Source organism: Citrobacter sp. RHB36-C18 (assembly GCF_013814485.1).
Taxonomy (GTDB): Bacteria; Pseudomonadota; Gammaproteobacteria; order Enterobacterales; family Enterobacteriaceae; genus Citrobacter; species Citrobacter braakii.
On sequence record NZ_CP057125.1, the window covers coordinates 3,511,592 to 3,533,995 of the forward strand.

General features: G+C 54.4%; 22 protein-coding genes. 13 read left to right on the forward strand and 9 right to left on the reverse strand.

The features are described 5' to 3' along the window. Window position 1: 1 nt before the first annotated feature. The 5 genes from ppiB (at window position 2) to mnmH (ending at window position 4,151) form a co-directional block, all read left to right on the forward strand. Window positions 2–496 carry a peptidylprolyl isomerase B gene (gene ppiB, locus HVZ52_RS16850; RefSeq protein WP_003021875.1) on the forward strand — a complete coding sequence of 165 codons (495 nt, stop codon included), beginning with the start codon at window positions 2–4 and terminating at the stop codon, window positions 494–496. A 2-nt stretch (window positions 497–498) separates the two neighbouring features. Then, on the forward strand, window positions 499–1,221 hold the full coding sequence (lpxH, locus tag HVZ52_RS16855) for a UDP-2,3-diacylglucosamine diphosphatase (RefSeq protein WP_046276062.1): 723 nt from the start codon (window positions 499–501) through the stop codon (window positions 1,219–1,221). Window positions 1,222–1,394: 173 nt separating this feature from the next. Further along, the gene (gene purE, locus HVZ52_RS16860; protein WP_016152120.1) at window positions 1,395–1,904 is read left to right on the forward strand and encodes a 5-(carboxyamino)imidazole ribonucleotide mutase; all 510 of its coding nucleotides are present in this window, start codon (window positions 1,395–1,397) and stop codon (window positions 1,902–1,904) included. After that, window positions 1,901–2,968, forward strand: a complete 1,068-nt coding sequence (gene purK / locus HVZ52_RS16865; RefSeq protein ID WP_047416812.1) for a 5-(carboxyamino)imidazole ribonucleotide synthase — start codon at window positions 1,901–1,903, stop codon at window positions 2,966–2,968. The genes purE and purK overlap by 4 nt, the downstream gene beginning before the upstream one ends. A 97-nt stretch (window positions 2,969–3,065) precedes the next feature. Next, complete coding sequence (gene mnmH, locus HVZ52_RS16870) at window positions 3,066–4,151, forward strand: tRNA 2-selenouridine(34) synthase MnmH (protein ID WP_016152118.1); 1,086 nt, start codon at window positions 3,066–3,068, stop codon at window positions 4,149–4,151. Here the strand turns inward: mnmH and HVZ52_RS16875 are convergent, their stop codons facing one another. From HVZ52_RS16875 to ybbA, 6 genes are all read right to left on the reverse strand, one after another. Beyond that, window positions 4,152–4,811, reverse strand: coding sequence for a methionine ABC transporter permease (locus HVZ52_RS16875; RefSeq protein WP_003831085.1), 660 nt, complete (start codon window positions 4,809–4,811; stop codon window positions 4,152–4,154). It lies immediately after the preceding gene. Further along, the gene (gene sfbB, locus HVZ52_RS16880) at window positions 4,804–5,820 is read right to left on the reverse strand and encodes a virulence-associated ABC transporter ATP-binding protein SfbB (RefSeq protein WP_181598496.1); all 1,017 of its coding nucleotides are present in this window, start codon (window positions 5,818–5,820) and stop codon (window positions 4,804–4,806) included. The genes HVZ52_RS16875 and sfbB overlap by 8 nt, the downstream gene beginning before the upstream one ends. 62 nt (window positions 5,821–5,882) lie before the next feature. Then, a complete protein-coding gene (locus HVZ52_RS16885; protein WP_181598497.1) occupies window positions 5,883–6,713 on the reverse strand; it encodes a MetQ/NlpA family ABC transporter substrate-binding protein in 831 nt (276 codons plus the stop codon). Between the two features lie 245 nt (window positions 6,714–6,958). Next, entirely contained in the window at window positions 6,959–8,092 is a 1,134-nt protein-coding gene (locus tag HVZ52_RS16890; protein ID WP_053389383.1) for a porin, read from the reverse strand. 187 nt (window positions 8,093–8,279) lie between these two features. Next, entirely contained in the window at window positions 8,280–10,694 is a 2,415-nt protein-coding gene (gene ybbP, locus HVZ52_RS16895; protein WP_016152114.1) for a putative ABC transporter permease subunit YbbP, read from the reverse strand. Further along, on the reverse strand, window positions 10,691–11,377 hold the full coding sequence (gene ybbA, locus HVZ52_RS16900; protein ID WP_016152113.1) for a putative ABC transporter ATP-binding protein YbbA: 687 nt from the start codon (window positions 11,375–11,377) through the stop codon (window positions 10,691–10,693). Before ybbA ends, ybbP begins: the two co-directional genes overlap by 4 nt. Here ybbA and tesA point away from each other — a divergent pair. From tesA to HVZ52_RS16915, 3 genes are read left to right on the forward strand one after another with little or no spacing between them, the layout of a single operon-like run. Beyond that, window positions 11,345–11,971, forward strand: coding sequence for a multifunctional acyl-CoA thioesterase I/protease I/lysophospholipase L1 (gene tesA / locus HVZ52_RS16905; RefSeq protein WP_085951033.1), 627 nt, complete (start codon window positions 11,345–11,347; stop codon window positions 11,969–11,971). The two genes, ybbA and tesA, sit on opposite strands and share 33 nt — an antisense overlap. A 28-nt stretch (window positions 11,972–11,999) precedes the next feature. Then, window positions 12,000–12,770: an SDR family oxidoreductase gene (locus HVZ52_RS16910; RefSeq protein ID WP_153690655.1), complete on the forward strand. Its 771-nt coding sequence runs from the start codon at window positions 12,000–12,002 to the stop codon at window positions 12,768–12,770. Window positions 12,771–12,828: 58 nt separating this feature from the next. Beyond that, window positions 12,829–13,683 carry a co-chaperone YbbN gene (locus HVZ52_RS16915; RefSeq protein WP_016152110.1) on the forward strand — a complete coding sequence of 285 codons (855 nt, stop codon included), beginning with the start codon at window positions 12,829–12,831 and terminating at the stop codon, window positions 13,681–13,683. A 78-nt stretch (window positions 13,684–13,761) separates the two neighbouring features. On the opposite strand, the gene fetB is transcribed toward HVZ52_RS16915, so the two are convergent. After that, a complete protein-coding gene (gene fetB / locus HVZ52_RS16920; protein ID WP_016155894.1) occupies window positions 13,762–14,541 on the reverse strand; it encodes an iron export ABC transporter permease subunit FetB in 780 nt (259 codons plus the stop codon). Next, entirely contained in the window at window positions 14,528–15,205 is a 678-nt protein-coding gene (gene fetA, locus HVZ52_RS16925; protein WP_019076194.1) for an iron ABC transporter ATP-binding protein FetA, read from the reverse strand. The genes fetB and fetA overlap by 14 nt, the downstream gene beginning before the upstream one ends. A gap of 134 nt (window positions 15,206–15,339) precedes the next feature. Between fetA and HVZ52_RS16930 the strand changes: the two genes are divergently transcribed. The 4 genes from HVZ52_RS16930 to HVZ52_RS16945 are packed head-to-tail and all read left to right on the forward strand — an operon-like array spanning window position 15,340 to window position 19,562. Beyond that, entirely contained in the window at window positions 15,340–16,257 is a 918-nt protein-coding gene (locus HVZ52_RS16930) for an SPFH domain-containing protein (RefSeq protein WP_016152106.1), read from the forward strand. Beyond that, window positions 16,254–16,712 (forward strand): NfeD family protein, encoded by a 459-nt coding sequence (locus HVZ52_RS16935; RefSeq protein ID WP_181598498.1) that lies wholly within the window; start codon window positions 16,254–16,256, stop codon window positions 16,710–16,712. Before HVZ52_RS16930 ends, HVZ52_RS16935 begins: the two co-directional genes overlap by 4 nt. Before the next feature lie 19 nt (window positions 16,713–16,731). Further along, complete coding sequence (locus HVZ52_RS16940; RefSeq protein ID WP_181598499.1) at window positions 16,732–18,876, forward strand: hypothetical protein; 2,145 nt, start codon at window positions 16,732–16,734, stop codon at window positions 18,874–18,876. Continuing rightward, on the forward strand, window positions 18,846–19,562 hold the full coding sequence (locus tag HVZ52_RS16945; RefSeq protein WP_181598500.1) for a DUF3142 domain-containing protein: 717 nt from the start codon (window positions 18,846–18,848) through the stop codon (window positions 19,560–19,562). The genes HVZ52_RS16940 and HVZ52_RS16945 overlap by 31 nt, the downstream gene beginning before the upstream one ends. On the opposite strand, the gene cueR is transcribed toward HVZ52_RS16945, so the two are convergent. Beyond that, window positions 19,559–19,969 carry a Cu(I)-responsive transcriptional regulator gene (gene cueR / locus HVZ52_RS16950; protein ID WP_029139441.1) on the reverse strand — a complete coding sequence of 137 codons (411 nt, stop codon included), beginning with the start codon at window positions 19,967–19,969 and terminating at the stop codon, window positions 19,559–19,561. The genes HVZ52_RS16945 and cueR overlap by 4 nt on opposite strands. Window positions 19,970–20,259: 290 nt before the next feature. Here cueR and HVZ52_RS16955 point away from each other — a divergent pair, with 290 nt between their 5' ends. After that, window positions 20,260–22,404, forward strand: coding sequence for a TonB-dependent receptor (locus HVZ52_RS16955; protein WP_016155889.1), 2,145 nt, complete (start codon window positions 20,260–20,262; stop codon window positions 22,402–22,404).

The window sequence follows — 22,404 nt, forward strand, 5'->3', positions numbered from 1 at the left end:
AATGGTTACTTTCCACACTAATCACGGCGATATCGTAATCAAAACGTTTGATGATAAAGCGCCTGAAACAGTTAAAAACTTCCTGGACTACTGCCGCGAAGGTTTTTACAACAACACCATTTTCCACCGTGTTATTAACGGTTTCATGATCCAGGGCGGCGGTTTCGAACCGGGCATGAAGCAAAAAGCCACGAAAGAAGCGATCAAAAACGAAGCGAACAACGGTCTGAAAAACACCCGTGGTACGCTGGCGATGGCGCGTACTCAGGCTCCGCACTCCGCAACCGCACAGTTCTTCATCAACGTTGCAGACAACGACTTCCTGAACTTCTCCGGCGAAAGCATGCAGGGTTGGGGTTATTGCGTGTTTGCCGAAGTTGTTGAAGGCATGGACGTGGTTGATAAAATCAAAGGCGTTTCCACTGGTCGCAGCGGTATGCACCAGGATGTGCCAAAAGAAGACGTCATCATCGAAAACGTGACCGTCAGCGAGTAATCGTGACGACACTGTTTATTGCAGATCTTCACCTCTGCACAGAAGAACCGGCGATCACCGCCGGTTTTCTGCGTTTTTTAGCCGGTGATGCGCGAAAAGCTGATGCACTGTACATTCTCGGCGACCTGTTTGAAGCCTGGATTGGCGACGACGACCCAACCCCACTGCATCATGAAATAGCCGCGGCGATAAAATCACTGGTTGATTCCGGCGTTCCCTGCTTTTTTATTCACGGCAACCGAGATTTTCTGCTCGGCAAACGTTTTGCCCGTGAAAGCGGCATGAGCTTGCTGCCTGAGAAAAAAGTACTCAACCTGTATGGCCGCAAGGTATTGATCATGCATGGCGACACTTTGTGTACAGACGATGCAGGCTATCAGGCGTTTCGCGCCAAAGTACATCAACCCTGGCTACAGAAGCTGTTCCTCTCCTTACCTCTGTTCGTTCGCCAACGTATCGCCGCGAAAATGCGCGCCAATAGCAAAGCGGCCAACAGCAGCAAGTCACTGGCGATCATGGATGTGAATCCGCAGGCCGTCATCACCGAGATGGAAAAGCATCAGGTCCAGTGGTTAATTCACGGCCACACCCACCGCCCGGCAGTCCACGAGCTTACGGCCAATGAGCAACCCGCTTTCCGCGTGGTATTAGGCGCATGGCACACCGAAGGGTCGATGATCAAAGTCACGCCAGATGACGTTGAACTGATCGCATTTCCGTTTTAATTCCGCAGATATCCAGTTCCTCTTTACACAAAACTCGTTGAGATGCAGCCAGCTACAGAGGCTGCTTGAAGGGTGAAGTGTAAAGCGCGCAATCGTTTTCCTTGACGGCGAATTATGCTATTCTCTGTGGCCTCAAAAGTCGAGTGTAGTGCATCACAGGAGTTTTCAGACGCATGTCTTCCCGCAATAACCCGGCGCGTGTCGCCATCGTGATGGGGTCCAAAAGCGACTGGGCTACCATGCAGTTCGCCGCCGAAATCTTCGAAATTCTGAACGTGCCGCATCATGTTGAAGTCGTCTCCGCCCACCGCACCCCTGACAAGCTGTTCAGCTTCGCCGAAAGCGCAGAAGAGAACGGCTATCAGGTGATCATTGCCGGTGCGGGTGGCGCTGCACATCTGCCAGGCATGATTGCGGCGAAAACGCTGGTGCCTGTTTTAGGCGTCCCGGTGCAAAGCGCGGCGCTGAGCGGCGTAGATAGCCTTTACTCCATCGTACAGATGCCGCGCGGTATTCCGGTCGGAACGCTGGCTATCGGCAAAGCGGGCGCGGCAAATGCGGCCCTGCTGGCAGCACAAATTCTGGCAACACACGACAAAGCATTACACCAGCGTCTGAACGACTGGCGCAAAGCACAAACCGACGAGGTGCTGGAGAATCCGGACCCGCGAGGTGCGGCATGAAGCAGGTCTGCGTACTCGGTAACGGTCAGCTAGGGCGCATGTTGCGCCAGGCCGGTGAGCCGCTGGGCATTGCGGTCTGGCCCGTCGGGCTGGACGCCGAACCAGCAGCGGTCCCTTTTCAGCAAAGCGTGATCACCGCTGAGATTGAGCGCTGGCCGGAAACGGCGCTCACCCGCGAGCTCGCGCGCCACCCGGCATTTGTCAACCGCGACGTTTTCCCGATTATTGCCGACCGTCTGACGCAAAAGCAGCTTTTTGACAAGCTCGGCCTGGCAACTGCGCCGTGGCAGTTGCTGGCAGATAAAAGCGAATGGCCTGCAGTATTCGACAAACTCGGTGAGCTGGCGATCGTGAAACGTCGCGTCGGCGGCTACGACGGTCGTGGGCAGTGGCGTTTGCGCGCAAATGAAACCGAACAACTGCCGGACGACTGCTACGGCGAGTGCATCGTTGAGCAGGGAATCAACTTCTCTGGTGAAGTCTCATTGGTTGGCGCTCGTGCGTACGACGGTAGCACCGTCTTCTATCCGCTGACCCATAACCTGCACCAGGACGGCATTCTGCGCACCAGCGTGGTCTTCCCGCAGGCTAACGCCAAACAGCAGAAACAGGCCGAAGCGATGCTCTCTGCCATCATGCAGGAGCTGGGCTATGTCGGCGTGATGGCGATGGAATGTTTCATCACCCCGGAAGGTCTGCTGATTAACGAACTGGCTCCACGCGTGCACAACAGCGGGCACTGGACGCAAAACGGTGCCAGCATCAGCCAGTTTGAGCTGCACCTGCGCGCCATTACCAACCTGCCGTTACCCACGCCGGTAGTGAACACTCCTTCGGTGATGGTAAATCTGATTGGTAGCGACCTGAACTACGACTGGCTGAAGCTGCCGCTGGTGCATCTGCACTGGTATGACAAAGAGGTGCGTGAAGGGCGTAAAGTGGGACACCTGAACCTGAGCGACAGCGATACCGCGCGTCTTAGTGCGACGCTGGAAGCGCTTATCCCCCTGCTGCCGCCGGAATATGCCAGCGGTATTATCTGGGCGCAGTCAACGCTGAAATAAGCCATTAATGCCGGGGATTTGATTTTATCCTTCCCCGGCCCCTCCTCTGGCGCGTAAAATCCCCTCCATTGCTGTTTTTGTATTTTCAGGATCACACATGAACGATGGAACGGACTATCGCGCAATTTTGCTCGCTGGTACGCCTATAATCGATGTACGCGCCCCCGTCGAATTTCTGCAAGGCGCAATGCCGGGCGCAATCAACCTTCCCCTAATGAACGATGACGAACGTGCCGCCGTGGGTACCTGTTATAAACGTCAGGGACCCGAGGCAGCCCTCACGCTCGGCCATCAACTGGTCTGCGGCGAGACTCGCCAACAACGTATGAAGGCCTGGCTGGATGCCTGTCGTCAAAATCCTGCGGGTTATTTATGCTGCGCGCGCGGCGGTCAGCGTTCGCACATTGTGCAGCAGTGGCTGCACGAGTCCGGGATTGACTACCCGCTGATACACGGCGGCTACAAAGCCCTGCGTCAGGCGGCGATTCAGCTGACGGAAGAATTAGTGCAAAAGCCGATCGTCTTAATTGGCGGCTGTACCGGGAACGGTAAAACGCAGCTGGTGCAACAGCAGCCGAACGGCGTGGATCTCGAAGGTCTGGCGCACCATCGCGGTTCCTCGTTTGGTCGCACCGTTGAACCGCAACTGAGTCAGGCGAGTTTTGAAAACCTGCTGGCGGTCGAAATGCTCAGAACCGACAGCCGTCAGGATCTGCGTCTGTGGGTACTGGAAGATGAAGGCCGCATGATCGGGGCTAATCATCTGCCTGAGTGCCTGCGTGAACGCATGACCCAGGCATCTATTGCAGTGGTGGACGATCCTTTTGAGCGTCGTCTGGAGCGACTGCGTGAAGAGTATTTCGTGCGGATGCACCACGATTTTACCCATGCTTATGGCGAGAGTCAGGGCTGGCAGGAGTATAGCGAGTATCTGCACCACGGCCTGTTTGCTATTCGCCGCCGTCTGGGTTTACAACGTTTTGCCGAGCTGACGGCCCTGCTCGACGTGGCTCTGCGCGAACAGCAAGCGACGGGCAGTACCGACGCCCATATGGGCTGGCTGGTACCGTTGCTCAACGAGTATTACGACCCGATGTATCGTTATCAACTGGAAAAGAAAGCCGCGAAAGTCGTCTTTCGCGGCACATGGCAGGACGTTGCCGACTGGCTTAACGCACAGTGATCAGTGTCTGTCGCGCTTATCCGCGCGTTTCGCCAGCCAGTCGCCCAGCACCTGAACGACCTGCACCAGAATAATCAGCGCCACCACGGTGACGATCATGACCTGGGTTTCATAGCGGTAATAACCAAAGCGAATCGCCAGGTCGCCTACCCCACCGCCACCAACGATTCCGGCCATCGCGGAGTAACCGATCAGACTCACCAGCGTTATCGTCAACCCACGCAGCAGACCCGCGCTCGCTTCAGGTAACAGAACGGTGCAGATGATGCGCATCGGGCTGGCGCCAAAGGCTTCCGCCGCTTCAATAATGCCTTTATCGACTTCGCGCAGTGCGCTGTCGACCAGACGGGCATAAAAAGCGATTGCCGCCACCGAGAGCGGGACCGAGGCCGCAATCGGCCCAATGGTATTTCCGAGTAAAAACTGGGTGAGCGGCAGCAGCAGCACCAGCAGGATCACAAACGGCACCGAACGGATGATATTCACCAGCACGGAGCTGAGCAGATACACAAAACGGTTTTGCCAGAATAAATGCCGGTCGGTGACGAAAATAAGAAAACCGAGCGGCAGACCGCCAATAATCGCCAGCACCGTAGAGATGCTTAGCATCTGAAAGGTTTCATTAAACGCCAGCGTCAAATCAGGCAATAAATCATCCACGAATCACCTCCACCTGTGCCGTGCGTTGACGAATATGCTCCACGGCGACATCCACCGCAGAAGGGTTATGCGGCGCGGTCAGTTGCACCACCAGAATTCCCAGCGCACGCTCGCCGATATATTCAATTTTGCCGTGCAGAATGTTCACCGCCACACCAAATTTAACCGCGACTTCTGACAACACCGGCTGTTCCGCCGAATCGCCGATGAACAGAATTTTCAGCAACTGGCCAGGCAAATGCTGGCGCAAGCGTTCGGGTAGCGTCAGATTGAGGGTATGCGACACCAGTTGCTGCGTGAAAGCGTGCTGCGGGTGAGCAAAAACGTCAAACACCTCACCGGACTCCACCACCTTGCCGCCGGACATCACCGCCACACGATCGCAAATCGATTTGATCACGTTCATCTCGTGAGTGATCAGCACGATCGTGATCCCCAACTGTTGGTTGATCTGCTTAAGCAATGCCAGAATAGTGGCCGACGTTTCCAGATCCAGCGCAGAGGTCGGTTCATCACACAGCAGCACATCGGGGTGATTGGCAATCGCACGGGCAATACCAACGCGCTGCTTTTGCCCGCCGCTGAGCTGCACAGGAAAGCGGTTTGCCTTGTCAGACAGCTCCACCAGCGTCAAGATTTCGCTGACGCGTGGGCCAATTTTACTGCGCTCCCATCCGGCAGCCTTCAGGCTGAAAGCGACGTTTTGCGCCACGGTACGGGTATGCATCAGATTAAAATGCTGAAAAATCATCCCAATACGCTGACGGGCTTTACGTAGTTGCGCCCCTTCCAGCGCGGAAATTTCTACGCCGTTAACCTTTACGCTTCCCAGGCTTGGTCGCGTTAAGGCGTTCAGGGTGCGCAGCAGCGTACTTTTCCCCGCGCCGCTGGTCCCGACAATGCCAAATATCTCACCTGCGCCTATGCGCAAGCTGACGTCATCAACCGCCCGGGTTGATGGTCCACGGCCTGCGCTAAAATCCACGCAAACCTTTTCTATCTCAATCATAGCCACCTCAGAAATGCGAAAAGGGCAGTCGCCGCTGCCCCTGTTAACCTTGTGCGCAGCGATTATTGGGCTGCCGACATCCATTCCGGTTTCTGGAAGGCGCTGTAAATATTTTGCGGATCGTCGATCACCGCGCGATACGCCGGAGATTTCACCGCCGCCACAATATCTTTCGCGAACGGTTTATCTGCATCTTCACTGCGTACCGCTATGATATTTTTCAGATTTTCGTCAAGATGCTCTTGCTTGATGGCACTGGCGAGATCCAGTTTCGCCGCCACGGCAAAGTTACCGTTGACCAGCGCGCCGGTCACACCGTCCAGGGTACGCGGCAGTTGTGCCGCTTCCAGCGGTTTAAACACCAGCCCTTTCGGGTTGCTGGCGATATCGCGCTCAGAGGCTTTAGTCGGATCGATAGTGTCTTTGATGGTAATAAGGCCAATAGACTGCAGGAAACGCAGACCGCGAGCCAGATTGGTTGGATCATTGGAAAGCGTGATCACATCCCCTTTTTTTAACTCATCCAGGCTTTTGATTTTATGTGAGTAAAAACCCATCCCGGCCGTTGGGACCACAATCAGCTTGCTCAGCTTCAGTCCTTTATCAGCGGTGAATTTGTCAAAGTAGAGCGAGTGCTGGAACAAGTTGGCATCAATACTGCCGTTGGAAAGCGCCATGTTCGGCTGCACGTAGTCGCTGAATTCGCGCACCACTACCTTATAGCCTTTCTCTTTCAGCGTAGGGGTAATGGCCTGTTTCACCATATCGCCGTACGGACCAGGTGCGACGCCAAACACGATGGTATGCGGGTCACTGTTCGCATGAGCAAGTTGTAATCCACAGGCCAGTAACAGCGCTCCGGTCGCGACGCGTAAACTCTGACGCAATCCCATAATTTCTCCATTTTAACGTTGTGGTGTCATGTCTCACGCCGTTCTTGCGGCGTTGTTCTTGTTGGCCTGTTAACAGGCTGATTGTTAACATGACACAGATCACAACCTGCTGTCCTTGAAATTATTTCATGATGTTGCGGGATATGTCGTTGAATGTACGTTGAAGGTACTAATATGTTTTTCAGCAAAGGATAGTAAAAAACCGGATAACCTTCTGGTTACCCGGTTTTGGCAGGGAAATTGACTTAGAAATCGTAACGCAGACGAACCAGGTTCATATCACCCAGATTGTCGGTGCTGGAGGTGAAGACGTGTTCGTAATCCACACGGAAACCGTAGTCCAGCTGGAAGCTGATACCCACACCATTGTCGGTACGCAGGTAGTTACGACCATTCACGTATTCAATACGGTCGCCCATAACGTAGGGTTGAACGGATTTCAGCGCATACTGACCAACCGGGAAGGTGTAACCCGCAAAGTATTCCAGACCCCAGGCATCACCGGCAAAGTAATCGTTAACAGAGACTTTTTTGGTGGTCATGAAGTTTTGATACCAACCGCCGCCCATCGAGAAGGTCCAGTTGTCCGGTTTCCAGCTCAGCGCGGTACCGACGATGTTTTGATCGTAGGTTTTGCTGGTGTCGCCACGCATTTCCGCGCGGGTGTAGTTCCACGCCGTACCCCAGGTCAGGTCATCAGTGATGTGATAATCCACACCCAGCGAGCCACCGCCTTTACGCTTGTAGCGCAGACCGTTGTTCGGGTTGTAATCATCGCTGAACAGATAAGATGCGTAGAGATCAACATCGCCAACCGTTTTCTTATACTTCAGTGATTTACGCGTACGATAGGAACCGTCATAGTCGCCATTGATACCGTTACCTGGTGCCTGACCGATCATGTCGTAGTCCCAGATATCCGTTTTCGCACCAACCACATCATAGTAAATGCTGTTCTGTTGACCGAAGGTCAGCGTACCCCAGGTCGCGCTCTTCAGACCGGTGTACAACATACGACGCGTGGTATCGTTGGCGCCGTTAGCATAGTGATTATCCCAGTTGAACATTGCCGGGAAGTTTACGCCCAGCTCGTAATAACTCACCCAACTGATGTCATCAAACAGATAGTAATCAGCGGCGAAGCGGAAACGCGTCCCGCCGTCGAAACCATTACGTTTGTAGCCATTCTTACCATCATCACCGGCCATATTCTGGAACTGCGGACGAATACTCCCGCCAACGGTGAAGTTAAGACGGCTCAGCGGGTTGCCCGCCTGTGGATCTTGTTTCAGGACCGTGATTTCCGCCTGGGAGGCGAACGTCGTTATTGCCACTGCTGCGCCGATCGATACCGCCAGCGCCGTTTTTTTTATAGTCATTATTTGTACCTTGATAGATAGCCTGCCAATTATTCAGCATACAAATATTAACGTTTATTAATACACTCGTGTTGTCGGGTTTTTATTGTTCTGTGCTGTTAAATATCAATGAGTTATCAATTTGTGCTACATAGATAAAAAAACGCACCGATTTAAAAAACCGGTGCGTAATCATCACGAATATAAATTAACTACTGAATTGACGGAACAGCGCTTTGCCTTTTAGCAGACGTGAACCGAGCCATCCGCCGCATAACGAGAGCAACAATGCCCCACAAAGCGGCAACACGACCCACAGTCGCCAGTCTGGCTCCCACGGAAAATCAAACACTCGGGTTTGCAGCACCGCCAGTGCGGTTTCCGCGCCGATGGCAGCCACCAGTCCAGCGACCATCCCGAGCATGGCGAACTCGCACCATAGCGTGGTACGCAGCAGCTTCTTACCCGCGCCCAGCGTGCGCCAGACCACCAGTTCCTGATGACGCTGACGCATTCCGACCTGGACCTGCGCCAATAGCAGCAACATACCGCAAGCGGTAACCAGCACCACCATCACCTCCAGTGCCCGGCTCACCTGCTCCAGCACCTGGCTCACCTGTTTGAGGATTGCGCCAATATCCAGCAGGCTGATAGTCGGGAATTCGCGGTTAAGCTGCGTCAGCATGCCGTTGCCGTTCTCCCAGCGAAAGCTGGTTAACCAGCTTTGCGGCTGAGCGTCCAGCGCGCCGGAGGGAAAGATAAAGAAGAAGTTGGGGCGCAGGCTTTCCCAGTCCACTTTGCGCAGACTGCTGACCGTGGCGCTGAAATCCTGGGTATCGCCCATAAAGGTCACCCGATCGCCAAGCTTGACGTTCAGCCGTTTCGCCAGCCCCTCTTCCATCGAGACTTCGCCCGCTTTTGGCGGCCAGCTTCCGGCAACGATCGGGTTATGATCCGGTCGGGTATCCTGCCAGGTCAGATTAAGCTCACGGTTCAGCGCCTCATCATGATTGCCTTCGGTCGGCTTCTCATTGATAGCCGTCAAACGCGCCCGCACAATCGGATAGAACGATTCCGGGATCACCTGATGCTCAGCCAGGAAAGCCTTGAGTGGAACCACCTGTTCGGTGGCAATGTTGATGAGAAAATAGTTCGGGCTTTCCGGCGGCATTTGCTGCTGCCAGCGGTCGAGCAGGTCGCCACGCAGTACCAGCAGCAGCGCCAGCAACATAAAGGAAAGCGAAAATGCCGACAGCTGACTGAGCGTTGACCACGGCTGGCGCAACAGCCGACTGACCGCTAAACGCAGCGGCAGCGAGGTGAGCGTCAGGCCACGCAGCACGTTGAGCAGCATCCAGCCGAGCACCCCGCACAAAAGCGCCAGCACTACCGCTCCGGCCAGCACGGCCCACAGCAGCGGGCTTCCGCCCATCAGTCCGGCGAGCAGGGCAATCACGACTATCAATACCACCGGCAAATAAAACTTCAGCGGCCAGACGTTTGCCACCACGTCACGGCGCAGTACCCGGAGTGGCTGAGTCGCCAGCAGCAAACGGTAAGGGCGTAACCCCACCAGCAGAGAAATGACCGTCATGGTGCCTAATGCCCATAGCCACGGCCAGGGACTGGCAGGCGGCAGTTCGCCGGGCAGTACCGGCTTAAGTAATACCACCAGCACGCGTTCAAACAACAGCCCGAATAACCCTCCGGTCACGCCAGACAGCACCAGCACCATCAGCCATTGACCAACAATCAGCCTGCGCAACTGTGCTCTGCCCGCGCCAAGGGTTTTCAGAATAGCCACCAGATCGTAACGACTGCGGCAGTAATGGCTCATCGCCACGGCAACCGCAGCGACCGCCAGCAGCAGGGTTAGCAGCGCCGACAGCAGCAGGAACTGTTGCGAACGCTCCAGTGATTTCCCCAGCGCCCCTTCATCCTGCTCCAGCCCATACCAGCGCTGTTCAGGCTTTAACTGCGGGAGCAGCCATTTTTCATAGGCTTCCAGTTGCTGCGGTGTCCCGCCAAATTTATAGCGCCAGGTCACCCGGCTCCCCGGCTGGACCGCCGCCGTTTTTTCGACATCCGCCATGTTCATCATCAGGCGCGGCGCTATCTGGAACGGATTAAAACCGGCGTCCGGCTCCTGTACCACTTCCCCGGCGATGCGCAGCGTGGCATCGCCAACGTCGATGGAATCACCGATTTTTAAGTTCAGCAACGCCATCAGACGCGGAGCCAGCAGCACCGAGCCTGGCTGAGGTTTCAGTCCCGGCGGATTGGTTTGCAACGTGCCATACATCGGATACACATCATCCACCGCTTTGACGTTCGCCAACTGCGGCGTATCCCGGGCAAAGGTCATAGTGGCAAAGGTCAGCTGTTCGCCCACTTTCAGGCCACGCTGTCGCGCCTCGTCAATCCACGCTTTCGGCACGGTACGCGAACTTTGTAGCGACCGATCTCCCGCCATAAACTCACGGCTTTGCTGGCTCAACCCTTTTTCCATACGATCGCTGATATTGCCCAGCGCCAGCACGCAGGCCACGGCCAGGCTCAGCGCCAGCCAGACAATCAGTAATGAAGGCGAGCGCCATTCGCGCCAGAACCAGCGTGCAATCATGCCTCCTCCTGCAACTGTCCGTTCACCAGGCGTAAACGCCGATCGCAACGCGCCGCCAGTTGAGAATCATGGGTCACCAGAATCAGGGTGGTGCCATGTTCCCGGTTCAGAGAAAACAGCAGGTCGGCGATTTTGTCTCCGGTCTGGCGGTCCAGATTGCCCGTCGGTTCATCGGCAAACAGTACGTCAGGACGACCGTTAAACGCCCGCGCCAGCGCTACGCGCTGCTGCTCCCCACCGGAAAGCTGGGCCGGAAGATGATCAAGACGTTTTCCCAGCCCCAGTTGCTCCAGCAACGTTTTTGCCCCGTCGCGACTTTTTCCGCTGTTTTCGCCGCGCAACAACGCGGGCAACTCGACGTTTTCCAGCGCGTTTAGGGTCGGAATTAACATGAATGACTGGAAGACAAAACCCACGTGTCGCGCCCGCAGCTGTGCCCGGGCTTCTTCATCCATGGTGTGCAGCGCCTGCCCCACCAGGCTGACTTCACCGCTGGTGCCATCGTCCAGCCCGGCGAGGATCGCCAGCAGTGTGGATTTTCCTGAACCCGACTCGCCAATCAGCGCAATGGTCTCGGCGCGTTTGACAACCAGTTCAACTCCGGTAAGGATGGATAGCTCATGATCACCCTGACCGACGGATTTCTTAAGATGATGAACTTCAACAATGTTTTCCGCTGGCATTGGCCTTTCCTGTTCCTGGTCCTGTTAACTTTCCGCGCCGCCGCAGCGGACACGTTATTAATTCTGGGTGACAGCCTGAGCGCCGGATACCGTATGTCCGCCAGCGCCGCGTGGCCTGCGCTACTTAATGATAAATGGCAAACCAAAACGCCGGTGGTGAATGCCAGTATTAGCGGCGACACCTCGCAGCAGGGTCTGGCCCGTCTGCCTGCATTACTGAAGCAGCACCAGCCGCGCTGGGTGCTGGTCGAACTTGGCGGCAACGACGGTCTGCGCGGTTTTGCGCCTGCGCAAACCGAACAAACCCTGCGCACCATTCTGCAGGATGTGAAAGCAGCAAATGCCGAACCGCTGCTGATGCAAATTCGTCTGCCGGCAAACTACGGTCGCCGTTATAATGAAAGCTTTAGCGCGATTTATCCAAAACTCGCCAAAGAGTTTGATATACCTCTGCTGCCCTTTTTTATGGAAGAGGTTTATCTGAAACCCCAGTGGATGCAGGATGATGGTATTCATCCTAACCGTGACGCCCAGCCGTTTATTGCCGACTGGATGGCGCAACATCTCACTCCTCTAGTAAATCACGACTCGTAAAACAACGGAGATCCTGACAGGTAAAGTTATGCAAAAATCGGTCTTAATAACAGGATGTTCCAGCGGAATCGGTCTGGAAAGCGCGCTTGAGCTAAAGCGCCAGGGTTTTCAAATTCTGGCAGGCTGTCGCAAACCTGACGATGTGGCGCGTATGAACAGCATGGGATTCACCGGCATATTGCTGGATCTGGATTCACCCGAGAGCGTAGATCGCGCGGCTGATGCGGTGATCGCCCTGACCGATAATCGTTTGTATGGGATCTTTAACAACGCCGGATACGGCGTCTATGGCCCATTGCCCACCATCAGCCGCGAGCAGATGGAACAGCAGTTTTCCGCCAACTTCTTTGGCGCACATCAGCTTACCATGCGCCTGTTACCTGCCATGCTACCCCACGGCGAAGGACGAATTGTGATGACCTCGTCGGTAATGGGATTGATCTCAACGCCGGGGCGCGGGGCCTATGCCGCCAGCAAATATGCGCTGGAAGCCTGGTCCGACGCGCTGCGTATGGAGCTGCGCCACAGCGGGATTAAGGTCAGCCTGATTGAGCCTGGCCCTATTCGCACCCGCTTTACCGAAAACGTCAACCAGACCCAGAGCGATGCTCCCGTGGAAAACCCCGGAATTGCCGCGCGTTTTACGCTGGGGCCACAAGCGGTTGTCGCCAAAGTGCGTCATGCGTTTGAGAGCGACAAACCAAAGCTGCGTTATCCGGTTACGCTGGTGACCTGGGCAGTTATGCTACTGAAGCGCCTGTTGCCAGGCCGCATAATGGACAAAATTTTACAGGGTTGAGTTGAAGCACGCGCGTCAGCCCCCATGTAACAAGAAATCGACAAAAGAGAGTAACTCCATGTCCACACAGAATATTGTTAACATTAACGAATCGAACCTCCAGCAGACCCTTGAACAGTCGATGACCACGCCGGTCCTGTTCTATTTTTGGTCTGAGCGCAGCCAGCATTGTCTGCAATTAACGCCGGTACTGGAGAGCCTTGTTGCTCAGTACAACGGTCAGTTTATTCTCGCCAAGTTAGACTGCGACGCCGAGCAGATGATCGCCTCCCAGTTTGGTCTGCGCGCGATCCCCACGGTTTATTTGTTCCAGAACGGTCAGCCGGTAGATGGATTCCAGGGCCCGCAGCCGGAAGAAGTTATTCGCGCGCTACTGGAGAAAGTGTTACCGAGCGAAGAAGAGTTGAAAGCGCGCCAGGCGATCGAGTTCATCGAAGCCGGCAATCACGCTGATGCGCTGCCGCTGCTGAAAGAAGCCTGGCAGATCTCCAACCAGAGCAGCGAAATTGGCCTGCTGTTGGCGGAAACGCAAATCGCCCTGAACCGTTCAGACGAAGCCGAAGCGGTGCTGAAAACTATCCCGTTGCAGGATCAGGACACCCGTTATCAGGGCCTGGTGGCACAGATCGAACTGCTGAAGCAGGCGGCTGATACGCCTGAAATCCAACAGTTGCAGCAGCAGGTCGCCAGCAATCCACAGGATGCGGCGCTGGCAACTCAACTGGCCATTCAGTTACACCAGGTTGGACGTAACGAGGAATCGCTGGAATTGCTGTTCAGTCACCTGAAGAAAGATCTCACTGCAGCCGACGGTCAGGCGCGTAAAACCTTCCAGGAGATCCTTGCCGCACTGGGCACCGGCGATGCGCTGGCCTCGAAATACCGCCGCCAGCTGTACGCGCTGTTGTACTAATCCGCTGCATTTGCCTGATGGCGCTTGCGCTAATCGGGCCTACAATCTCCCCGTAGGCCCGCGCCATCCGGTACTCCATTAGTTTTTTTTCAAATGCGTCACCACCAGTTGGTGACGTGAATTATAGAACTTCCGATAGGTCAGGTAGCAGGCGATAATGGTTGACAGACTGGCGGTCGAAAGCAGCATAAACGTCACCATAATCTGATACTTAATCGCTTTTACCGGATCAATACCTGCAAAGATCAACCCGGACATCATCCCCGGTAAACTCACCAGTCCCACGGTCTTCGCTGAATCGATCGTCGGGATCAGCGAAGCGCGAATACTGTCGCGAATCAGCGGCGCGGAGGCCACTTTCGGCGTCGCACCGAGGCTGAGTTTTTCCTGAATTTGCTGCTGTTCGCTGTTAAACCGCTGCCCCAGATTGTTGTAACACAGCCCTACCGCAACCATCGCATTGCCTGCAATCATGCCGGAAATTGGGATCACCTGCATTGGGGTAAACTCGATAGAGCCTGACAGAACCAGCACCGCCAGCGTTAACCCCGCCCCCGCCGTGATGGCGATAAATGACGAGAGAAAAGCTTTATCAATATATTTACTGCGCTTTTGCGCGTTATAAGCCGCGTTGAAACAGATAAACAGCACCATCAATAAGGTCAGAATGCTGTGGTTAACGCCGAAAATATATTTCAGCACATAGCCAACGATAATAAGCTGAACCACCGCCCGGCAAACGCTCCAGAGAATATCTTTTTCCAGCGCCAGTTTTTCTTTGTTGCTGATCAGTATCGCGACCACCACCAGCATCATCGCTAACGCCAGTGATTCATTGGTAATATTATGCTCGTTCATTACTTACTTCCTGCATTTCCCCGGCGTGCGGTTGAAGGGTTATGACATTATCCGCATGATTAATTTCATCTTTGTCGTGCGTCACCCACAGCACAGCAATATTCTTATCGCGAACATAGTGGTGAATTAATTCGTTCACATTCCGTTTATTGGCTTCATCCAGCGCGCTGGTAATTTCATCAAGCAGCAGGATTTTTGGCAGAAACTGTAAATTACGAATTAATGAGACGCGTTGCTTTTCGCCGCCAGACAGCTCATTGATGTTTTTTTTGAGGATCGTTTCGGGTAGCTCAAAACGGGCCAGATCGGCAAGAAACACATCCGGATCCGGACGTTTATCGCGGATTTGCCAGGGGAAAATGAGGTTGTCGTAAACGGTGTCACCAAACAACGCGGGCGTTTGCGCACAATAAGAAACCTGCTGGCGATATGTTTCAGGCTTAAGAGTGTTTATCTCCTTGCCCTCAAAGAGAATTTCACCGGCAGTCGGGCTAATTAATGACGCCACTATCTTGAGTAACGTACTTTTACCGCAACCAGACTGGCCGGTAATCAGCTTAAATTCTCCGGCCCGGAGATTAAAACAGATGTTATTGAGAACCTGCGTCGCCCCTGCCTGCCATGCGACATTTTTTAACTGAAGCAGAATGCTGCTTTCTTCCATTACCAATCCCTTTTTTACCTCTTTCGTGCAGACAGTCTATCCCTGTAATTTATTATAGGGGAGCCCACCCTGATAAATCGGGTATAATTTGACTAATGAGGCAGTAAAGGACAACACAACAGGAGGTTTCATCAATGCTCATTTTTATTCCTATTCTCATTTTTGTCGCGCTGGTCATCGTCGGTGCTGGCGTCAAAATCGTCCCGCAGGGATATCAGTGGACGGTCGAGCGTTTTGGCCGTTACACCAAAACCCTGCAACCGGGTTTAAACCTTGTTGTACCGTTCATGGACCGCATCGGTCGTAAGATCAACATGATGGAACAGGTGCTTGATATCCCCTCTCAGGAAGTCATCTCCAAAGACAACGCCAATGTCGCGATCGATGCCGTCTGCTTTATTCAGGTGATCGACGCGCCAAAAGCGGCTTATGAGGTCAGCAACCTGGAACTGGCGATCATCAACCTGACCATGACCAACATTCGTACCGTTCTCGGCTCGATGGAACTCGATGAAATGCTCTCCCAGCGCGACAACATCAACACGCGCCTGCTGCATATCGTTGATGAGGCCACGAATCCCTGGGGCATCAAAATCACCCGTATTGAAATCCGCGATGTGCGTCCGCCGGCGGAACTTATCGACGCCATGAACGCGCAGATGAAAGCCGAACGTACCAAGCGCGCCTATATTCTTGAAGCGGAAGGGATCCGTCAGGCAGAAATCGTCAAGGCCGAAGGTGAGAAACAGTCGAAAATCCTCAAAGCGGAAGGTGAACGCCAGTCGGCATTTTTACAGGCTGAAGCGCGTGAACGTTCCGCAGAAGCCGAGGCCCGCGCGACGCAGATGGTTTCGGAGGCCATTGCCGCCGGGGATATTCAGGCCGTGAACTACTTCGTGGCGCAGAAATACACCGAAGCGCTGCAGCACATCGGTTCGTCGAATAACAGCAAAGTGGTGATGATGCCGCTGGATGCCAGCAGCCTGATGGGGTCCATTGCCGGGATCGCCGAACTGGTGAAAGACAGCGCCAGCGAACGGAAAAAATCATGATAGCGATGATTCTGGTGCACCCGCACATCTTCTGGCTCAGCCTCGGCGGTCTACTACTCGCCGCCGAGATGCTGGGCGGTAACGGCTATCTGCTGTGGAGCGGCGTGGCGGCGGTGATTATCGGCCTGGTGGTGTGGCTTATCCCGCTTGACTGGGCGTGGCAGGGGGCGATGTTCGCCGTACTCACCCTGCTGGCGGCCTGGCTGTGGTGGAAGTGGCTGGCAAGGCGTGTACAAGATCAGAAAACCGCCGACAGCCATCTTAACCAGCGCGGGCAACAGTTGGTTGGCCGTCGATTTATTCTGGAAACTGCCCTGGTCAATGGCCGCGGACATATGCGCGTCGGCGACAGCTCATGGCCCGTCAGCGCCCGCGACGATTTGAGCGCCGGAACGCAGGTTGAAGTCATTGCCGTTGAGGGAATTACCCTGATTATTACAGCGGTATCACACTGAAAAGACAGGAAATAAGACTATGGTCAGGAAGACACCCCTTGCCTTTGCCCTTTGCTCATTATTGGTCGCCGCCCCGCAGGTATTCGCCTCTTTCGATATGGAAGACTGCAAATGGAGCGACGACAGCTGCCTGCTGAAAGGCTCGCCCACCTTCAATCCGGAAAACGACAGCCGTGATAACCTGCTGCGGCTGCTGAGCCAGGAGAAATCATTTGCTCTGCCGGTGCAGTCGATGCCGGCGGACATCACCCGCTCCCGCGATTTCTATTTTGCGTATCATCCGCAGTGGGATGACATTGCCCCGCAGCCAGCCGCAGCGCAGGTATCTGCCGAAGACAGCCCCCTGTCCCGACAGATAGCCGAACTGAACATTAGCGCAGACGAAATAAACGTCAACGACGCTGAGCTTGAGAACCGTCATGTTTCGAACAATACCGCGAGCGTCAGCGCGTTTTTTGCCGCACTGCTGGCCGACTCAACGTTAACGGCAAATCAGCGTCAGGCCCTGGCCCAGGCGCGCACAGGACTGTTATCCGGGGCAACCCGCGAGCAGATTGAGTCATCGCTTGCCACTCTCCCGGCAGATTCTCCAGCTCAGTCCTACAAAAGCTATCTGGCAGCGGCCGCCAGTTTTTATGCCGGTGATTATGCCAGCGCCGAACAGGATTTCGCTCAGCTAGCCAAAAGCGATCGTCCGTGGCTGGCTGAGACCGCGCAATACATGCTGATACGAGCGGCGTTGAACAAAAGCAGCCAGAACAGCGTGGGCGAGTACGGCGATTTTGATATCACAAAAATTAACCGCGAGGACGCTTCTCAGGCTCAGACGCTGGCGCAAGCCTATCTGCAACACTACCCGCAAGGCCTGTACGCCGCTTCCTCGCACGGTATGCTGCGTCGTATCAACTGGTATTTACAGGCGTGGCCGCAATTGGCGGGGTTGTATGAGCAGACGCTCCAGCAGTCGGCTGACGCACAGCAACTGCGTGAGATCGTCATCGAATACGATAATGTCTACGGCATGGCGTTCTACGAACAGTCCGTGGTGGAGGCTTTCCCCGATGCGCCGCTTGTCAGCTATATCGAACTGCTGCGCGCATTGCGCCTGAATAACAACAACAAACCAACGCTGACGCAGGCCCAGCTTGACGCCAGCAAACCGGTGTTTGAGCAGAGCCAAAAACTGCCGCTATGGCGCGATCTGCAGCTGAATCTGTGGCTGGCAACGGGCAACTACGCGGCGATTATTTCGGCAGTTACTCCGGCGCAGAAACTTCCGGCCCATGATACGCTGGCCTTCAGCGAACAGGTGCTGTACGGCGAAGCGCTGATGGGCCAGCAGAAATGGACCACGGCACGTGATTTCTGGCAGACATTGCTGAAGCTCAGCCAGGACAATGAACAGCAGCAGTATGTGCAGGCTAAGCTAGCCGCGACGCTGGTTTATAGCGGCGACGTGGCGGCAATTTTCGCCCCAGAAAGCGCAGTAACTAACCTGCGCTTTCGCTCGCAGGTGCTGAAAACCCAGGCCACGCCTGAACTACTGCGCCAGCAAGCCGTCCACGGTCCTAATAACGAAGAGCGTACCATCGCCCTGCATACGCTGCTGGTGCGGGATCTCACTGAGCATCGCTTTGACGACTGGCTGAATGACAGAAAACTGGCCAGCGCCATTACGCCGCCGGTCATTGGCGAAGCGTTTGATGACGTTAATCTGAGTATTTTCGACTGGAACGGAGACTCTGCCGAGAGCGGTTATACCTGTCGCAGTCTCAATGAAACGGTAACGGTTCTGAGCAAACAAGCGCATGATGCCCACGCCCTGAACTGCTTAGGCGAATTTTTCCGCACTACGCAAACCCACGTTGATTTATGGAAAAACAGTTCCGGCAACGATGTGCTTGAATCAGCAATCTCGCGCAAGAAACCGTTCGGCCAGTTCGACAGGCAAAGCTACTACCAGCAGGTGATCACATCGCCAAAAGCAGAGGTTGAAGATAAGAGCTTTGCGCTGTATCGCGCCATCATGTGCTATGCGCCTTCAGGCTCTAACGAGTGCGGCGGTGAGGAAGTGGATAAACTACAGCGTAAAGGCTGGTTCACCCAACTGAAAACGCAGTATCCGGGAAGTCCGTGGGCGCAAAAACTCAAATACTACTGGTAACTGCGCTACTGCTCGGCCAGGCACAGGCGGCGGAGATCGTCGCCGCCCGTGAACATCCGGCCTTCTGGCTATGGTCCGGAGTGAAGGCCAGTGACGAGCTGAAAAACGCACAAACAGTCTATCTGCATCAGGGCGAAGTCCTGGTACGTTCAGGTAACGTGGTGTTCCAGCGTCTAGGACTGCCGGTTAATCGCCTGACTTTCCCCTCTATCTGGTTGACCGTGCGCTTTACCACACTCGACGTACCGGAGGAGATCCCGGCGCGCATCATACGCTTGATGCAACGCTGGCAGGCGGCCGGGAATCACGTCATCGGCCTGCAGGTTGATTTTGACGCGGCGACCCATCAGCTTGCCGATTACGCCTACTTTCTGCAGCAGTTACGCCAACGGCTACCGACCGAGTTTGCACTTGGCGTAACCGGACTACTGGATTGGGCAAAAACGGGCGACGTCGCCACGCTGAACGCGCTGGCGGTCGATGAACTGGTGGTCCAGAGCTATCAGGGACGTCACACGGTACCAAATTATCAGGCGTATCTGCCCGCCCTCAGTCGTCTGCGCATTCCATTTAAGCTGGGGCTGGTACAAAACGGTAGCCGGGACCTGCAGGCTGAAGCACAGCTTGAGAAATCACCGTGGTACCGCGGCACGGTGGTGTTTATGCTTAATCCGCCACTCCGTTAAGCCTTCGCTTTATGGTGGCAGCAGCCGGAAAGATTATCAATAATCGGGCATTCGGCGCTGTCATCGCCAGGGCAACTCTCCGCCAGCGCCAACAAATGCAAGCGCATAGCCTGCAGCTCGCTGATATGGCGCTCAATGTCCGCCACCTTTTCTAACGTACGCTTTTTCACATCTGCGCTGTGACGCGCCGGATCGTTAAACAGGTTCACCAACTCGCCGCACTCTTCCAGGTTAAAACCAACCTGTCGTGCCTGTCGTAACAGCGTAAGCTCATTCAGATGCTGTTGGTTGTATGTGCGATAGCCATTTTCGCTACGCAGCGGCGGCGTCACTAACCCCTTTTCTTCGTAAAAGCGTATCGCTTTGCTGGTTAAACCGGTTTTTTTCGCAACATCGCTAATATTCACATTTCCCCCGCTGATCTTGTTGGTACTGAGCCACATTATAGCCCACATTGCCGTAATCCTTTACCCAAGAACCCCGCGCATTTCCCACCATCACAGCGATGCACAAATCCTTTTAATTCACATTGTTATATCCGATTCAGATCACATTTCAGCATTTATTGACCACGCAAAATTGACTCAAATCAAAAGATGTATCGGTTCTGCACCTTTCATCTTGAACAAAGGGAAACAATTTTATATACAAACGCGAATGATAATGATGATCATTTACATTCAATAAAGGTTCTCTTATGTTGCCACGGATTAACCAAAGGCCATTTATTCTTTCAGCCCTGACATTATGCATGTCCGGCGCTACTTTTGCAGCGACCTCTCCAACACACGGTTCAACGTCCGACGAAGATACGGTGATCGTTACGGCTAACCGCACAGAAAGTAGTCTCTGGGATAGCCCGGCAACCATTCAGGTTATCGATCGCCAGACGCTACAAAACTCCACCAGCGTTTCTCTTGCTGATGATTTACAAGATATCCCCGGCGTCGAAGTTACCGATAACGCTCTCGCAGGTCGGAAACAAATTCGTATCCGTGGCGAAGCTTCTTCGCGGGTGCTGATTTTGATAGACGGCCAGGTCGTCAGCTACCAACGTGCCGGACAAAACTACGGAGCCGGTTTACTGATTGACGAATCCGCGCTGGAACGTATTGAAGTGGTCAAAGGCCCTTATTCTGTCCTCTATGGTTCGCAGGCAATTGGCGGCGTCGTGAACTTTATTACCAAAAAAGGCGGCGATAAGCCTTTGGGTGGTAGCGTTAAGGCTGTTTATAACTCCGCAACGGCAGGATGGGAAGAGTCAGCGGCAGCCTGGGGAAGCATCGGTAACTTTGACTACCGCATCAATGGCAGCTATTCCGACCAGGGGGATCGCGATACACCTGACGGAAGATTGCCCGACACCAACTTCCGTAATAACGGTCAGGGAGTGTGGCTTGGCTACAACCTCGATCGCCACAAAATTGGGCTCTCACTCGACCGTTATAAGCTATCCACTCAAACCTGGTTTGACGATCCCGAAGGTCAGTTCGACGACTTTAGCGTCAAAATTCCTAAGCTGGAACGCGAGAAAATCGGTCTTTTCTACGACTACGCGGCCGACGGGGATTACCTGAGGAACATCCATTTTGACGCATACACCCAGACAATAGAGCGCAAATTTGAAAACCGGGTCAAAACGACCCAGATTATCCCCAGCCCGATGATTAAAGCGCTGACGGTAAGCAATCAAACCAATACCAACGACAAACAATATACCCAGGGTGTAACGCTGCAGGGCAATATCTCCCTTCCGGCTAACAACACGCTGGTGATTGGCACCCAGTATCAGCATGACAAAATAAAACAGGACACGGACGGCAGTACACGCCAGACCGCGGCTACCGGCTTCTTCGATACGCAAACCCGTACCCTGTCATATAACGAAGCGGAACAAAGCAACACCTCACTGTTCGCGCAAAACGACTGGCGCTTTGCCGATGACTGGACGTGGACCGTGGGCGCACGCCAGTACTGGCTGTCTTCGAAACTCAATCGCAACGATACGCAAACCATCCAAAGCAGCGGCACCACCTGGCAATCCACCGGGGGAAATTCCGTTCACGATGATGAACTGGTGACCTCGACCAGCCTGCGCTATTCCGGCTTTGAAGATCTTGAACTTCGGGCTGCATACGCCCAGGGCTATGTCTTCCCCACGCTTACTCAGTTGTTCATGCAGACATCCGCCGGCGGCAGCGTTACCTACGGCAACCCAAACCTGAAGGCGGAACACTCAAATAACTATGAGTTGGGCGCGCGGTATAAAGGGAATATGTGGCTGATTGACGGCGCTATTTATTACTCCGAAGCCAAAGACTATATCGCCAGTCTGGCCTGTTCAGGCCAACCCGTTTGCAACGGCAACACCACCTCTTCCCGCGGCGGCTATTACTACTACGACAACATCGATCGTGCCAAAACCTGGGGCATGGAATTAACCGCAGAATACAACGGCTGGGCGGTTTCACCCTACCTGAGCGGTAATCTCATTCGCCGTCAATACGAAGGCAACACCATAAAAACCTGGGATACCGGCGAACCCACGCTGACCGGGCGCGTTGGCCTGAAACATACCTGGTTGATGAATGCCGCTAACGTGACGTCCGATGTCTTTATTCGCGCGGCGTCCCGCGCCAAAGATAATACCGGCACCACGGAAATAAACTATCCAGGCTGGGCCACGCTTAACCTCGCATTCAACACCGAGTTTGGTCCGCAGGACCAGTATCAGGTCAACCTCGCGCTCAACAACCTGACCGACAAGCGTTACAGAACCGCGCATGAATCTATCCCAGACGCTGGTTTCAATGCCGCTGTTGGCTTTGCGTGGAATTTCTGA